Raw genomic sequence first — 13,788 nt, forward strand, 5'->3', positions numbered from 1 at the left:
ACCCTAGCGGCTTGGCAGCGGAGGGCCAGTCAACTCTTTGCAGGCCTGCGAATTCCTGCCCAGTTTTCCGCCGCTCAGGCGAAGGGATCGACCGGATAGCCGACGCCGGTCATGCACAGCCCCTCCGGCGGCGCGACGGGGCCGCAGGCGGCGCGGTCAGCCGCGGCCAAAGCCTCGCCCACCCGCTCCGGCGGCCAGGCGCCGTAGCCCACCCGCTCCAGCGTGCCGGCGATGGAGCGGACCTGGTTGTGCAGAAAACTGCGGGCTCGCAGATGCAGGCGGATCTCGGGGCCGAGTGGTGTTGCCACCTCCTCGACATCGCAGGTGTCCAGCGTCTTCACCGGGCTGGCCGCCTGGCAGATCGACGAGCGGAAGGTGGTGAAATCGTGCTTGCCGATCAGGTAAGCCGCCCCCGCCGCCATCGCCCCGGCATCCAGCGGCCCCGGCACACGCCAGACCTGCCCGCCCGCCAGCACCGCCGGTGCCCGCCGCACGAGGATGCGGAAGGTGTAGCGCCGCTCGATCGCGGAAAAGCGGGCGTGGAACTCGTCGTCCACCGCCGCGCAGGCGGTCATGGCAACGGGATCGGGGCGGAGATGGTGGTTCAGCGCTTCTGACAGGCGGAACGGGTCCCACGCCTTCTCCATATCGCAATGGGCGACCTGGCCGCGCGCATGCACACCAGCATCGGTTCGCCCGGCAGCAGCGATGGTGTGCTCTCGCGGCTCCAGTTTCGCTAGCGCGGCCTCGATGGCGCCCTGCACGGAGCGCTGCTCCTTCTGGCGCTGCCAGCCGGCGAAGGGGGCGCCGTGATATTCGATGCGTAGGGCGTAGCGGGGCATGGCGGCCTGATAGGCGGGAGAACCTGACTTTACAATTGCGGCCCCCGCACGTGCCATGAGGGGGCCCTTTGGCGGCATCTTTTAAAGTGACCTTTTTTCGAAAGAGCTTTGTCATGATCTTGCATTCCCTTGCCCGGCGGTTTGCCCTGCCGGGCCTCGTTCTGCTCTCGCTCTCGCAGCCCCTCGCGGCCCAGCCCGTTCTTGAAGGCGGCCGGGCGGTTGGCGCCGGCCCGGCCCTCCGCGGCGATCACGGGCGTCTCCTGCCCTTCGGTGACGGGCGCACCACAGAGGCAATGGCGCGCCAGATGCTTGCCGAAGAAGGGTTCGACTATATCGACCACTTCGCCTGTGCCGGGGCGGGGTGCCGCGCCGCGCCCGGCGCCCCCCTGCCGACCTTGGGTGAAGAGGCGGCCACGGTGATGGAGCTCACCGGCTTTCATCCCCGCCTCGGCGTTGCCACCATGGTGGTGGCGGATGTGCCCTGCGGCACCGGGACAGGCGCTATCGCTGCCACCGAGACCACCCGGCCCCGCTGTTTCGCTGGGTCGCGCCTGGCCTGGCGCTTCCTGCTCGACTACGGCTACCACGAGGATGCCGATGGCTGGCTCTTCCAGCGCGCCGCCCGCATCCAGGTGCCCGCAGGCCCGCGCACGGCCATTGCCGAGGGGCAGGGCCTGTGGGTGGATGTCGGCACGCTGGAGCTGCGCAACCACGGCTATGGCTGGTCGAATGTCTCGGACGGCGCGTGGTGGGTGGTCTCCGAGCGCTTCGTGCTGCCCGATGGCACCGTCTCGGCGGAGGAGCAGGAGGCCAGCTTCACCATCTCTGGCAGTTTCGACGATATCGCCCTGCCCGAGCCGCCGGAGGGCACGGAGCCGCCCGGCACCGGGCCGAACGGGGCGGAGGTGCGACCCATCGGCACCGACAACGTGCCGAAGACCGAACTCTGCGATGCCCGTGCAAACAAGAAGGTGGCCGAGCTGGAGTTCCGCGCCACCGTCCGGGAAGAGACGATGAAAAACGTTGCGGATGCCACCGGCGTCGGCCTTATCGAGAGCATCACCGTCGGGGGCGCCGCAGTCGGCGGCTCCGTCACCATCGCGCTGCCAGACCCGATCGGCTCGGTCGCCCGCGTCTCGCAGAAGGCGCGCGACTATGTGCGGGCCGAGCTCTACCTCGCCTGCCTGGAAGAGCGCGTGGCCGATTTCACCATCGATCTCGAAGCGTCCAATGCCTACGACCTCATCATGGAAGAGGGGCAGCGCGACATGGAAGTCACCTTCGACAGCTTCACCGGCTCGGAAGGACTGACCTGCGAGAGCTACTCGGAGGAATACACCGAAGAGCGGGGCGGCGAGACCTGCACCATCTCGCACGAGGTTTCCTGCGATGCCGAGTGCAATTGCCAGGAGACCGAGGTCATCATCTGCGGCCCGGCCTGAGGCCGATCTGCCCGGCCTTTCGGGCGCTTGCCCTTCCCACCGGCGCCGCGCGGCCCTACCTTGAGGCGCTGTAACGGTGGGAAGGAACAGGCGTGGTCATCTCGAACATGGCCGAAGGGCTGCTGCGCGGCGTCGAGGGGGCGACGGACCGGCTCACGGCGCCATTCTCCGACCCCGTCGTGCGGCTCGGCGTCACCGGGCTCAGCGAGGCGGGCAAGACGGTGTTCATTACCTCGCTCGTCGCCAACTTGCTCGACCGCGGCCGGATGCCGGCGCTCCGCGCAGCGGAATCGGGCGAGGTCCGCTCCGTCTGGCTGCAGCCCCAGCCCGACGACACGCTGCCCCGTTTCGATTACGAAGAGCACCGCGCCCGGCTGACCGGGGCGAACCCGCAATGGCCCGAGGGCACGCGGCGGATCAGCACGCTCCGCCTGTCGTTCCGCATCGAGCCGGCGGGGTTCTTCAACCGCATGGCCGGGCCGCAGACGGTGCATCTCGATATCGTGGATTACCCCGGCGAGTGGCTGCTCGACCTCGGCCTGATGGAGAAGAGCTTCGCCGAATGGTCCGCCGAGGTCCTCGCCCGCGCTCGCCAGCGCAAGGTGGCCGAGCCCTGGCTGGCCGCGCTCGACGCCGCCGATCCCGGCAAGCCGCTGCAGGAACCCGATGCCAAGGCGCTCGCCGGGGCGTTCAGCGCCTATCTGCAGGAGGCCCGCAAGGAGGGCTATGCCGATCTCGGCCCCGGTCGGTTCCTGCTGCCCGGCGACATGGAGGGCTCGCCGGTGCTGACCTTCGCGCCGCTGCCCGAGGGCCCGGCGCCGCGCGGCAGCCTCGCGCACGAATTCGAACGGCGGTTCGAGAGCTACAAGCGTCATGTGGTGAAGCCGTTCTTCCGCGACCACTTCTCCCGGATCGACCGGCAGGTGGTGCTGATCGACGTGCTGGGCGCGCTCCATTCGGGGCCGCGCGCGTTTGACGATCTGCGCACCGCCATGGCCGACATCCTCGCCGCCTTCCGCCCGGGCCGCGCCGGCTGGCTGACGCGGGCCTTCGGCGGGCGGCGGGTGGAGCGCATCCTCTTCGCCGCCACCAAGGCGGACCACCTGCACCACTCCCAGCACCCCGCGCTCGCCAATATCGCCGCCGCCATGCTGCGCGAGGCGCGTGACCGGGCCGATTTCGCCGGGGCGACGACGGCGGCCATGGCCATCGCCAGCCTCCGCTGCACGGTGGAGGACCGGGTGACCTGGCAGGGCGAGGAGCTCGACGTGGTGAAGGGGCGCGTCGCCGGCGACAAGCAGGCCGCCTTCCACCCCGGCGCCCTGCCGAGCGACCCCGGCCACCTGCTCAACCCCGCCCGCAGCGGGGCAGAGACATGGGCCGACGATGGCTACCAGGCGGCCAAGTTCCTGCCCGCGCGGTTGACGCTGAAGCCGGGCGAGGGGCCCCCGCATATCCGCCTCGACAGTGCCGCCGAGTTCCTCTTCGGAGACAAGCTGTGACCGCCCTGCGCCCCGCCACGCCGGACGACGCGCCCGCCATGGCCGCCATCCTCGGCGCCTGGGTGCGCGACACGCCGTGGATGCCGCGCCTGCACAGCGCCGAGGAGGATCGGGCCTTCTGCGATCGTCTGGTCGAAGAGGCCGAAGTTCTGGTGACGGGCGATCCCGTCGAGGGGTTCCTCACCCTCAAAGGGGACGAGATCGGCAGCCTTTATGTGTCACGGGAGGCGCGGGGCAGGGGCCTTGGCCGGGCGCTGCTGGAGGCCGCGAAGGCGCGGCGCCGCCGCCTCACCCTATGGACCTTCCAGGCCAATGACCGCGCGCGGGCCTTCTACCGGCGCGAAGGCTTCGTTGAGGCCGGCCGCACGCCCGGTGACAACGAAGAAGGCCTGCCTGACATCCGCTACGCCTGGGAGGCACAGCCATGAGCCGCGGCCCCGTGATGATCGAGCTCGAAGAGGCGGCGGAACAGGCCCGCCCGGAGACCGCGCCGCCGGTGCCCGAGCCGCTGCCGCAGGGCGCGGCGATGCAGCGCGCCGCCGCGCTGGCCGCGCGCCGGCCCTCGCCGGTGCTGCGGCTGTTCCTGTCGTTCCTCGGCTCGCTGATCCTCTTCGCCGCCTCCATCGCCACCTGGCGCTGGATCGAGGGGCTCATCCTCGCCTATCCGCTGCTCGGCCTCATCGCGACGGTGCTGGTGACGGGCACGGTGCTGTTCCTGGTGGTGCTCACGCTGCGCGAGCTGGCGGCCTTCGCCCGTCTCGGCAAGCTGGAGCATCTGCAAACCGCCGCCGCCTCGGCGACAACGCTGAGCGAGGCGCGGGCCGTGGCCGATTCCATGCGCCGGCTCTACCACGGGCGCGAGGATCTGGCCTGGGGCCTGGGTCGCCTGAAGGAGCGGCAGGACGAGGTGATGGACCCGGGCGCGCTTCTGGGCCTCGCGGAGCGCTCGCTGCTGGAGCCGCTCGACAACGCTGCCCGCCGTGAGATCGAGGCCTCTGCCCGCTCGGTGGCGACGGTGACGGCGCTGGTGCCGCTGGCGCTGGCCGACGTGGTGACGGCGCTGACGGCCAACATGCGTATGATCCGCCGCATCGGCGAGATCTACGGCGGCCGCTCCGGCACGCTCGGAGCCTGGCGGCTGGTGCGGGCGGTGATGACGCATCTAGTGGCGACGGGCGCGGTGGCTGTGGGGGACGACCTCATCCACTCCGTCGCCGGCGGCTCGATCCTGACGCGGCTGTCGCGGCGCTTCGGCGAGGGCATCGTCAACGGAGCGCTGACGGCGCGCGTGGGCGTGGCGGCGATGGAGATCTGCCGCCCGTTGCCCTTCACGGCCCTGCGCAAACCCTCGGTGACGAACCTGGTGAGCCGGGCGCTGACGGGCCTGTTCGGCGTGGGCAAGGAGCCGGTGGTTCCGCCGGAGGAGAAGCGATAGCGCGCCGCCAGGCCGATTTTCGCGCGAAAATCGTGACGGAAATCGCGCGATTTCCGTGGCTCGCCGCCGCAGCCGGGCGGCGATTTCCATATGGAAATCGCGGGCGGAAACCATATGGTTTCCGCTCTCTGGCTCAGCCGGGGTAGTTCAGCAGGCGGTTCACATGGCCCATCTTGCGGCCGGGGCGCGTCTCGGCCTTGCCGTAGAGATGCAGGTCGGCCCCCTCGGCAATGATCTGCGGCACCTTTGCCATGTCGTCGCCGATCAGGTTCTCCATCTCCACGTCGCTGTGGCGGCTGCCGTCGCCCAGCGGCCATCCGGCCACGGCGCGGATATGTTGCTCGAACTGGTCGATGAGGCAGCCCGCCTGCGTCCAATGGCCCGAGTTGTGCACGCGGGGCGCGATCTCGTTGACCACGAGCCCGGCCTTGGTGACGAAGAGCTCCACCCCCAAGACGCCCACGTAGTCGAGTGCATTCAGGATACGCCCCGCCATCAGCACCGCATCGGCGGCGAGGCTGGAGGAGATCTCCGCCGGCACGCGGGTGTGGCGCAGGATGCCATCCTTGTGGCGGTTCTCACCGGGGTCGAACGCGGCGACCTGCCCGTCCTGCCCGCGCGCGGCGATCACACTGATCTCGCGGGAGAAATCGACGAAGCCTTCCAGCACGGCGGGCGCGCCGGCCATGGCCTCGATCGCCGGGGCGGCGTCTTCGCCACTCATGATGCGGGCCTGGCCCTTGCCGTCGTAGCCCATGCGGCGGGTCTTCAGGATCGCCGGCATGCCGATGGTGGCCAGCGCGAGGTCGAGCTCGCCGGCATTGTCCACCTTGGCGTAGGGGGCAACGGTCAGGCCGAGCGAGGTGAGGAAATCCTTCTCCGTCAGCCTGTCCTGGCTGATGGCGAGCGCGCGGCGGGGCGGGTGGATGGGCACCACTGCCTCGATGGCGTCGAGCGCCGCCTCGGGGATGTTCTCGAACTCGTAGGTCACGACATCGACGCTGCCGGCGAAGCGGGCGAGCGCCTCGGCATCGTCCCAGCCCGCCGTGGTGAGCGGGGCGACCTGCCCGGCGGGGGCGCCGGGCGTCGGGTCATAGATCGCCGGGGCGAGGCCGATCTTGCCGGCGGCCATGGCGAGCATCCGGCCAAGCTGGCCGCCGCCGAGAATGCCGATGCGGGCGCCGGGGGGCAGGGGGTCACTCATCGCTGGGCTCATCGGGGATGGAGGCAGAGAGGGCCTCGCGCCAGGCATCAAGGCGCTGGGCGAGGGAGGGGTTGGAGATGGCGAGGATCGCGGCGGCCATCAGGCCCGCGTTCTTGCCGCCGCCGATCGCCATGGTGGCGACGGGAAAGCCGCTGGGCATCTGCACGATGGAATAGAGCGAATCGACGCCGCCGAGCGCCTTCGTCTGCACCGGCACACCGATGACGGGCAGGCGGGTCTTCGACGCCATCATGCCGGGCAGATGCGCGGCGCCGCCGGCGCCGGCGATGATCACCTTGAGGCCCCGGCCCGCAGCTTCCTTGCCGTATGTATAAAGCCGGTCGGGCGTGCGGTGGGCGGAGACGATCTTGGTCTCGACCTCCACCCCCAGCTCGCCCAGCACCTCGGCCGCGGCCTTCATTGTGGGCCAGTCGGACTGGCTGCCCATGATGATGCCGACCTCGGCCATTCGGATGCCCCCTTCGATTTGGAAGCGGCACTATACTGGCGCGCGACCTTGCCGCAATGGGGCGGTGGAGGCGTAACGGAAGCCGGGCGAGCGCCTGCCCGTAGGGTGGCGCAGCTCGGCTGCCGCTGTTGTGCCTTGTGTCAGCCACACCCCTCCCATCCCCTAGCTAGATGCTGCCTTCACCAGAGCGCCGCCAGCCCGCAGGGACGGGCAGGCGCTCGCCCGGCGCCTTCGGCTTGATTCCGGGCCGGGTTCGGAACGGCGCTGGTGGCAGTAGGCTGCAGAACCTCATCTCTAGAGGGCGGACCGCCGAGGTGGGCCGAGCTGACGCACAGCTCGCGCCCACCACCCGTCTCCTTGCCCTAGCGTCGGTCACAAAACCTTAACCCGTCTGTCACGGAACGGAGTCGCGCCGCTCCTATGCCCGCCGCACGAGCAACCCTAGGAGCAACCCAATGAAATCTTCGCTCAAGGCGAGCGTGGCCCTCGTGGCCCTCGCCGCGCCCGCATTCGCCCAGGACATCACCCAGGCCGACAGCGAGTGGTTCACGAACGGCGCTGCTGCCGTCGAAGCCCGCGCCGGCGTCACGCCGAATACCAACACCGCGACCAACGTCATCCTCTTCGTGGCCGACGGCATGGGCGTGGGCACGAACTACGCCATCCGCCTCTTCGCCGGCCAGCAAGAGGGCGGCATGGGCGACGATTACGTCCTGCCCTACGAGGCCTTCCCGAACTCGGCCCTCGTCAAGACCTACTCGGTCAACGGCCAGACGCCTGACTCCGCCCCGACCGCCGGCGCCATGAATACCGGCGTCAAGCAGCGCAACACCGTCATCAACCTGCCGGCCGAAGTGGCCGTCGACGATTGCGCCGCCGGCCTCGAAGCCGAGCCGCTGACACTGATGTCCGAGATCGCCACGGACATGGGCAAATCAGTCGGCATCATCTCGACCGCGCGCCTGACGCACGCCACGCCGGCCGCCGTCTACGCCCGCACCGCCAACCGCAACTGGGAAGACGACACCGGCATCCCCGAGGGCTGCGAGCAGCTCGACATCGCCGCCCAGATGATCGCCGCCATGGAAGCCGGCACGATCGACCTCGCCCTGGGTGGCGGCGGCCGCTACTTCATGCCGTCCGACGTCACCGGTGACGAAGGCTATAACGGCACCCGCGAAGACGGCCGCAACCTGGTCGCCGAGATCACCGACATGGGCGGCCAGTTCGCCTGGAACGCCGAGACGCTGGAAGGCCTCGACGCCTCCCTCGAGAACGGCCCGATCCTCGGCCTCTTCGAAGCCAGCCATATGGAATACGAAGCCGACCGTTCCGACGAGCCCTCGCTCGCCGAGATGACCGAATTCGCCATCAACACGCTGTCGGCCAATGAGGGCGGCTATTACCTCGAAGTCGAGGCCGGCCGTGTCGACCACGCCAACCACGCCGGCAACCTCGCCCGCGTCGTGCGCGACGGTGTGGCCTTCGCCGAAGCCGTGCAGGCCGCCATCGACATGACCGATGAGAGCAACACGCTCATCATCGTCACCGCCGACCACGAGCATGCCATCGCGTTCAACGGCTACTGCGGCCGTGGCTCCGACATCCTCGGCCTCTGCATGGATGCCGACGATGCCGGTGAGATGAACACCGGCGAGCCTCTCCTCGGCTCCGACGGCAAGCCCTACACCGTGGCGGGCTTCCTCAACGGCGCCGGCTCGGTGCTTGTCGAGCAGGAAGACGGCACCTATTCGGGCACGCGCCCCGACCTGACCGAAGAAGAGGCGACCGACCTCGACTACGTGCAGCAGGCGCTGATCCCGATGGGCTCCGAGACGCACTCGGGCGAAGACGTCGCGATCTTCGCGAAGGGCCCCTGGGCGCACCTCGTCAACGGCGTGATGGAGCAGAACGAGATCTTCCACGTCATGAACTACGCCCAGCACGCCGAGTAACAGCTCAGCTTGCACCGGCGGGCCGTCCTTCGCGGGCGGCCCGCTTTCCATTATCCTCCTGTCGAGCCCGACCCGCGACTCGCCAAATTGGAGTGCTCCGATGAAGCGCCGCACCTTTCTTGCCAGCGCCACGCTAGCCGCCCTGCCTCTGCCGGCCCTCGCCGCCGCCGGGGCCACCGAGCCGGTCAAGCTGCGCGACCTCTACAACCGCGACATGTCCTTCTCCGACCTCGCCCTCTCGCTCGAAGGCGCGCCCGTGACGCTGGAAGGCTTCATGGCGCCGCCGCTGAAGGCCAATTCCACCTTCTTCGTGCTCACCAAGATGCCGCTCGCCGTCTGCCCCTTCTGCGAGACCGAGGCGGAATGGCCCGACGATATCGCCGCCATCCACACGGCCCGCGTCTACGACGTGCAGCCCTTCAATGTGCGGCTCAACACCACCGGCATCCTCGAGCTCGGCACCGAGACGGAGGCCGACACCGGCTTCGTCAGCCGCCTGCGCCTGGTCGACGCCCGCTTCTCGCGCGCCTGACGGGCCATGACCAACGCCTTTGCCGCGCCGGCCCCCGCCGGCGCCCCGCTCGCCCTGCGCGACCTCACGGTCGAGGCCGGCGGCCGCCGCCTGCTGACCCTTCCGGCGTTGGACCTCGCCGCCGGGCAAGCGCTCGCCATCACCGGTCCCTCGGGGGCGGGCAAATCGACGCTGCTCTTCGCGCTCGCCGGCCTCGTGCCAGCGACGAGCGGGCACATCGTCTGGGGCGAGGACGAGATCACCGCGATGTCCCCCGCCGCCCGCGCCCGCTGGCGCCGGGGGCGGGTGGGGCTGGTCTTTCAGGACCATCAGCTCTTCGACGAGATGTCGGCCCTCGACAACGCCGCCCTCAGCGCCGCCTATGCCCCGCCCGCCGAGCGCGCCGCCCTGCGTGCCGGGGCCGCGCATTGGCTGGAGCGGCTCGGCCTCGGCGACAAGACCGGCCAGCTCGCTGCCTCCCTCTCGGGCGGCGAGCGGCAGCGCGTCTCCATCGCGCGGGCGCTGGCGGGCAACCCGGCCGTGCTGCTGGCCGACGAGCCGACGGCGAGCCTCGACCGTACCAGCGCCGACCGGCTGATCGCCGACCTTGCCGCGCTGGCCGGCGAGCGCACGCTGGTGGCGGTGAGCCACGATGCGGGGCTGGTTGCGGCGCTGGGCGCCCGGCTGGAGATCCGCGATGGCCAGATGGCGGAGCCGGCCCATGCGTGACCTCTGGTATGGCCTGCCGACCGGCGTGCAGGATCTTCTCTGGGCGCTCGGCCTTCTGCTGCCCGCCCTTGTCATAGGCGCGGTGCTGCTGCGCGGGTTCGCCCCGCTGCCGCTGATCCGCGACATGGGCCGGCGCTTCCGCTTCGCCAATATCGCCTTCGTCGCCCTCATCGCCTCTGCCATCGCCATCGGCGCCGGGCTTCTGGCGGCGGAGCGGGGGCTGCGCGCCGGCACCGCCCGGGCGGCGGACCCGTTCGACCTGATCATCGCGGCGCCGGGCAGCGAGCTGACCGCCATGCTCGCTGCCGTCTACCTGCAGGCCAGTGACATGCCGCTGCTGACCGGCGCTCAATATGCCGAGGTCGCCAGCGACCCCGCCGTCGCTCTCGCTGCCCCGCTGGCTTTTGGCGACAGCGCCGGCGCGGCGCCGGTGGTGGGCACGACGGCCGAGTTCGTGGCCCATATGTCGCCCGAGCTGGCCGAGGGGCGCGCCTTCGCCGCCCATGAAGAGGCGGTGGTGGGCGCGCTGGCGGGCTTCGCGATCGGCGACCAGATCGAACCCGCGCATGGGGTGGGCGACTTCGCGGATGCGCATGCCCACGCGGGCCACCATTTCGGCGTAGTGGGTGTAATGGAGCGCACCGGTTCGCCCTGGGACCGCGCGGTGCTGGTGCCGGTCGAGGCGGTGTGGGAGGTGCATGGCCTCGCCAATGGCCACGCCCCGGAGGCCGGCGAGCAGCTCGGTCCGCCCTTCGATGCGGAGTACTTCCCCGGCACGCCCGCGATCCTCGTGCGGGGCGCAACTCTGGGGGCGAATTACCAGCTCCTCTCGCGCTACGGGCAGGACGACATGATGGCGTTCTTCCCCGGCACCGTGCTGGCGCAGCTGCAGGCGCGGCTCGGCGATGTGCGCGAGGCGATGAGCGTGCTCGCCATGGCGTCGCAGGTGCTGGTGACGCTGGCGGTGTTGCTGGCACTGGCCATCCTCGTGCGGCTCTTCGCCCGGGCACTGGCGCTGCTGCGGGCTCTGGGCGCACCGGGCCGCTTCGTGGCGGCGGTGGTGTGGAGCTATGCCGTGGGTCTGCTGGCGCTGGGCACGGCGCTGGGGTTGGCATTGGGCTTCGGCGCCGCCTGGGCGCTCTCGGCGGTGGTGACAGCGCGGACGGACATCCTGGTGCGCGCGACCCTGGCCTGGCCGGAGGTGCAGATGGCGGCTGGCTTCGTCTCGCTGACGGCGGTTCTGGCGCTGCTGCCGGCCTGGGCGGCTTTGCGGCGGGAGATCGTGCCGGAGCTGCGGGCGTAGGGGAGGCGGGGTTCACCCCGCCGTTGCCCGGCCACCAGCGCTCCTCCCCCGCGCGGAATCAAGGCCGTCAGGCCGCCGCGCGAGCGCCGGCCCTTCCCCGCGGGCTGGCGCTCTGGTGACGGTACCGCAGAGCCCGCCGCGAGGAGGGTCGTTGCAGACATAAAGCGCGATAGCGGCGCCGTTATAGCGCCACCCCACGGGCCGGCGTGCGAAGTGGTCTCGGATTTCGGATCGGAATGGTGGGCCAGGTCACCACTCGACGCCCCGACAAAAAACGGCCCGGCATCGCTGCCGGGCCGCCTTCATGTCGCTCTGGTCTAAGCCCTTAGTTGCGGGCCTTGTCGACCAGTTTGCCCTTGCCGATCCACGGCATCATGGCGCGGAGCTTTTCGCCGACCTGCTCGATCTGATGTTCGTCGTTCAGGCGACGCGTGGCCTTGAAGCTCGGCTGGCCGACGGCGTTTTCCTGCATGAAATCACGCACGAACTTGCCGTTCTGGATGTCGGTCAGCACGTCCTTCATGCGCTTCTTCGTCTCCTCGTACGGCAGGATGCGCGGGCCGGAGACATACTCGCCGTATTCGGCGGTGTTCGAGATCGAGTAGTTCATGTTGGCGATGCCGCCTTCGTAGATCAGGTCCACGATCAGCTTCACCTCGTGCAGGCACTCGAAATAGGCCATCTCGGGCTCGTAGCCGGCCTCGACCAGCGTCTCGAAGCCCATGCGGATGAGCTCGACGAGGCCGCCGCAGAGAACGGCCTGCTCGCCGAAGAGATCGGTCTCGCATTCCTGCCGGAAGTTCGTCTCGATGATGCCCGAGCGGCCGCCGCCGATGGCGGAGCAGTAGGAGAGGCCGATCTCCATGGCGCGGCCCGTCGCGTCGGTGTCGACGGCGACGAGGCAGGGCACACCGCCGCCTTTGACGTATTCGCCGCGCACGGTGTGGCCGGGGCCCTTGGGAGCCATCATGATGACATCGACGCCCTTCTTCGGCTCGATCAGGCCGAAGTGCACGTTGAGACCGTGGGCAAAGGCGATGGCCGCGCCCTCTTTCAGGTTGTCATGCACGTATTTCTTGTAGGTCTCGGCCTGCAGCTCGTCGGGCATGGTGAACATGATTAGGTCGGCCCAGGCGGCGGCTTCTGCGATGCCCATGACCTGCAGGCCTTCGCCCTCGGCCTTGGCTTTCGACGGCGAGCCCTCGCGGAGTGCGACGACAACGTTCTTGGCGCCGGAATCGCGCAGGTTCAGCGCATGGGCGTGGCCCTGGGAGCCGTAGCCCAGGATGGCCACTTTCATGTCCTTGATCAGGTTCACATCGCAATCGCGATCGTAATAGACGCGCATCTCGTCCCTCCTTGGAATTTGCTGCGCCGGTGTAGCGGGCCGGCGGGCTTGCGGCGAGGGCAGAAGAGCGGGTATTTCCATCAACATGCGATGCAATCATGCGCGCGTCTGGGAAATTGCGAGGTTTCCATGCTCGACGATACCGACCGCCGTCTTCTGCGCCTCTGGCAAGCTGAGCCGGAACTCTCGCTGGCCGAGCTGGCCGAGCGGGCCGGTGTGAGCGCGCTAAAGGCCGGGCGGCGCGTGGCCAAGATGGAGGAGGCTGGGGTGATCCTGGGCCAGGAGGCGGTGATCGACTGGCGGGCGCTGGGCTATGAGGTCGCTGTCAGCCTGCGGGTGACGCTCGACAAGACGGTCCCCGGCGGCTTCGAGGAATTCCTCGACGGCGCACGCGCCATCCCCGAGGTGACCGAGATCCAGACCTTCCTCGGCCGGGTCGATGTGCGGCTGCATGTCATCGCGCGCGACCTCGACCATTACCAGCAGATCTATCGGCGCCGCATCCTGACCCTGCCGCATATCGCCGATATCGAAAGCCTGATGACCCTGACGGAAGTGAAGCGCGACGAGGCGCTGCCGCTATGAGCCTCGACCTCGACGAGACCGACCGGCAGATGCTGCGCCTGCTGACCGCCGATGCCGCCCTGCCGACGGCAGAGCTGGGCCGCCGCCTAGGCCTGTCGCAGCCTGCCGCCTGGCGACGCCTCAAGCGGCTGCGCGAGGCGGGGGTGATCGCCGGGCGGCGGCTGAAGCTCGACCGGCAGGCGCTGGGCTTTGGGGTGACGGTGTTTCTGGGCGTGAAACTGGCCGCCAAGGCGCAGGTGAACCTGGCCGATTTCGAGCGGGCCGTGGGCGGGATCCGCGAGGTGCAGCTGGTGGAGCATGTGCTCGGCCTCTACGACTTCCGCCTGCGGGTGGTGGCCCGCGACCTCGCCGATTTCGAGCGGGTGCTGCGCCGGCGGATCATGACGTTGCCCGGCGTCGGCGCGCTGGAAGCGAACGTGCTGCTGAGCGAAGAGCGCCGGCCCGGCCCGATCTGACCGGCGCT

General features: G+C 69.7%; 14 protein-coding genes. 10 read left to right on the top strand and 4 right to left on the bottom strand.

Annotated features, from left to right (window positions below):
- Positions 1–74 precede the first annotated feature (74 nt).
- The gene (truA, locus tag ACXN5S_RS12920; RefSeq protein ID WP_458605844.1) at positions 75–842 is read right to left on the bottom strand and encodes a tRNA pseudouridine(38-40) synthase TruA; all 768 of its coding nucleotides are present in this window, start codon (positions 840–842) and stop codon (positions 75–77) included.
- A gap of 113 nt (positions 843–955) precedes the next feature.
- Between truA and ACXN5S_RS12925 the strand changes: the two genes are divergently transcribed.
- The 4 genes from ACXN5S_RS12925 (at position 956) to ACXN5S_RS12940 (ending at position 5,221) form a co-directional block, all read left to right on the top strand.
- Entirely contained in the window at positions 956–2,284 is a 1,329-nt protein-coding gene (locus ACXN5S_RS12925) for a hypothetical protein (protein WP_458605845.1), read from the top strand.
- Between the two features lie 92 nt (positions 2,285–2,376).
- A complete protein-coding gene (locus ACXN5S_RS12930) occupies positions 2,377–3,786 on the top strand; it encodes a YcjX family GTP-binding protein (RefSeq protein WP_458605846.1) in 1,410 nt (469 codons plus the stop codon).
- A complete protein-coding gene (locus tag ACXN5S_RS12935; RefSeq protein WP_458605847.1) occupies positions 3,783–4,214 on the top strand; it encodes an N-acetyltransferase family protein in 432 nt (143 codons plus the stop codon). The genes ACXN5S_RS12930 and ACXN5S_RS12935 overlap by 4 nt, the downstream gene beginning before the upstream one ends.
- Complete coding sequence (locus ACXN5S_RS12940; RefSeq protein WP_458605848.1) at positions 4,211–5,221, top strand: YcjF family protein; 1,011 nt, start codon at positions 4,211–4,213, stop codon at positions 5,219–5,221. The genes ACXN5S_RS12935 and ACXN5S_RS12940 overlap by 4 nt, the downstream gene beginning before the upstream one ends.
- A gap of 133 nt (positions 5,222–5,354) precedes the next feature.
- On the opposite strand, the gene ACXN5S_RS12945 is transcribed toward ACXN5S_RS12940, so the two are convergent.
- Both ACXN5S_RS12945 and purE read right to left on the bottom strand, forming a co-directional pair.
- Complete coding sequence (locus ACXN5S_RS12945; protein ID WP_458605849.1) at positions 5,355–6,425, bottom strand: 5-(carboxyamino)imidazole ribonucleotide synthase; 1,071 nt, start codon at positions 6,423–6,425, stop codon at positions 5,355–5,357.
- Entirely contained in the window at positions 6,418–6,894 is a 477-nt protein-coding gene (gene purE, locus ACXN5S_RS12950; protein ID WP_458605850.1) for a 5-(carboxyamino)imidazole ribonucleotide mutase, read from the bottom strand. The genes ACXN5S_RS12945 and purE overlap by 8 nt, the downstream gene beginning before the upstream one ends.
- A 455-nt stretch (positions 6,895–7,349) precedes the next feature.
- Between purE and ACXN5S_RS12955 the strand changes: the two genes are divergently transcribed.
- The 4 genes from ACXN5S_RS12955 to ACXN5S_RS12970 all read left to right on the top strand — a co-directional run bounded on the left by ACXN5S_RS12955 (position 7,350) and on the right by ACXN5S_RS12970 (position 11,392).
- Positions 7,350–8,849: an alkaline phosphatase gene (locus ACXN5S_RS12955; protein WP_458605851.1), complete on the top strand. Its 1,500-nt coding sequence runs from the start codon at positions 7,350–7,352 to the stop codon at positions 8,847–8,849.
- A gap of 100 nt (positions 8,850–8,949) precedes the next feature.
- Positions 8,950–9,381, top strand: coding sequence for a hypothetical protein (locus ACXN5S_RS12960; protein ID WP_458605852.1), 432 nt, complete (start codon positions 8,950–8,952; stop codon positions 9,379–9,381).
- 6 nt (positions 9,382–9,387) lie between these two features.
- On the top strand, positions 9,388–10,089 hold the full coding sequence (locus tag ACXN5S_RS12965) for an ABC transporter ATP-binding protein (RefSeq protein WP_458605853.1): 702 nt from the start codon (positions 9,388–9,390) through the stop codon (positions 10,087–10,089).
- Positions 10,082–11,392, top strand: coding sequence for an ABC transporter permease (locus ACXN5S_RS12970; protein ID WP_458605854.1), 1,311 nt, complete (start codon positions 10,082–10,084; stop codon positions 11,390–11,392). The genes ACXN5S_RS12965 and ACXN5S_RS12970 overlap by 8 nt, the downstream gene beginning before the upstream one ends.
- 325 nt (positions 11,393–11,717) lie before the next feature.
- On the opposite strand, the gene ilvC is transcribed toward ACXN5S_RS12970, so the two are convergent.
- Positions 11,718–12,740: a ketol-acid reductoisomerase gene (ilvC, locus tag ACXN5S_RS12975; protein WP_458605855.1), complete on the bottom strand. Its 1,023-nt coding sequence runs from the start codon at positions 12,738–12,740 to the stop codon at positions 11,718–11,720.
- 129 nt (positions 12,741–12,869) lie between these two features.
- Between ilvC and ACXN5S_RS12980 the strand changes: the two genes are divergently transcribed.
- Entirely contained in the window at positions 12,870–13,325 is a 456-nt protein-coding gene (locus ACXN5S_RS12980) for an Lrp/AsnC family transcriptional regulator (RefSeq protein WP_458605856.1), read from the top strand.
- Complete coding sequence (locus tag ACXN5S_RS12985; protein ID WP_458605857.1) at positions 13,322–13,780, top strand: Lrp/AsnC family transcriptional regulator; 459 nt, start codon at positions 13,322–13,324, stop codon at positions 13,778–13,780. The genes ACXN5S_RS12980 and ACXN5S_RS12985 overlap by 4 nt, the downstream gene beginning before the upstream one ends.
- The last annotated feature ends 8 nt before the right edge of the window (positions 13,781–13,788 follow it).

It is taken from the genome of Pseudoroseicyclus sp. H15, from assembly GCF_054353345.1.

Excerpts from the sequence above, each read along its gene's own strand:
- ACXN5S_RS12965 (WP_458605853.1), top strand. The coding sequence starts at position 9,388 with ATGACCAACGCCTTTGCCGCGCCGGCCCCCGCCGGCGCCCCGCTCGCC.
- ACXN5S_RS12955 (WP_458605851.1), top strand. The coding sequence starts at position 7,350 with ATGAAATCTTCGCTCAAGGCGAGCGTGGCCCTCGTGGCCCTCGCCGCG.
- truA (WP_458605844.1), bottom strand. The coding sequence starts at position 842 with ATGCCCCGCTACGCCCTACGCATCGAATATCACGGCGCCCCCTTCGCC.
- ACXN5S_RS12940 (WP_458605848.1), top strand. The coding sequence starts at position 4,211 with ATGAGCCGCGGCCCCGTGATGATCGAGCTCGAAGAGGCGGCGGAACAG.
- purE (WP_458605850.1), bottom strand. The coding sequence starts at position 6,894 with ATGGCCGAGGTCGGCATCATCATGGGCAGCCAGTCCGACTGGCCCACA.
- ACXN5S_RS12960 (WP_458605852.1), top strand. The coding sequence starts at position 8,950 with ATGAAGCGCCGCACCTTTCTTGCCAGCGCCACGCTAGCCGCCCTGCCT.
- ilvC (WP_458605855.1), bottom strand. The coding sequence starts at position 12,740 with ATGCGCGTCTATTACGATCGCGATTGCGATGTGAACCTGATCAAGGAC.
- ACXN5S_RS12985 (WP_458605857.1), top strand. The coding sequence starts at position 13,322 with ATGAGCCTCGACCTCGACGAGACCGACCGGCAGATGCTGCGCCTGCTG.
- ACXN5S_RS12945 (WP_458605849.1), bottom strand. The coding sequence starts at position 6,425 with ATGAGTGACCCCCTGCCCCCCGGCGCCCGCATCGGCATTCTCGGCGGC.
- ACXN5S_RS12925 (WP_458605845.1), top strand. The coding sequence starts at position 956 with ATGATCTTGCATTCCCTTGCCCGGCGGTTTGCCCTGCCGGGCCTCGTT.
- ACXN5S_RS12980 (WP_458605856.1), top strand. The coding sequence starts at position 12,870 with ATGCTCGACGATACCGACCGCCGTCTTCTGCGCCTCTGGCAAGCTGAG.
- ACXN5S_RS12970 (WP_458605854.1), top strand. The coding sequence starts at position 10,082 with ATGCGTGACCTCTGGTATGGCCTGCCGACCGGCGTGCAGGATCTTCTC.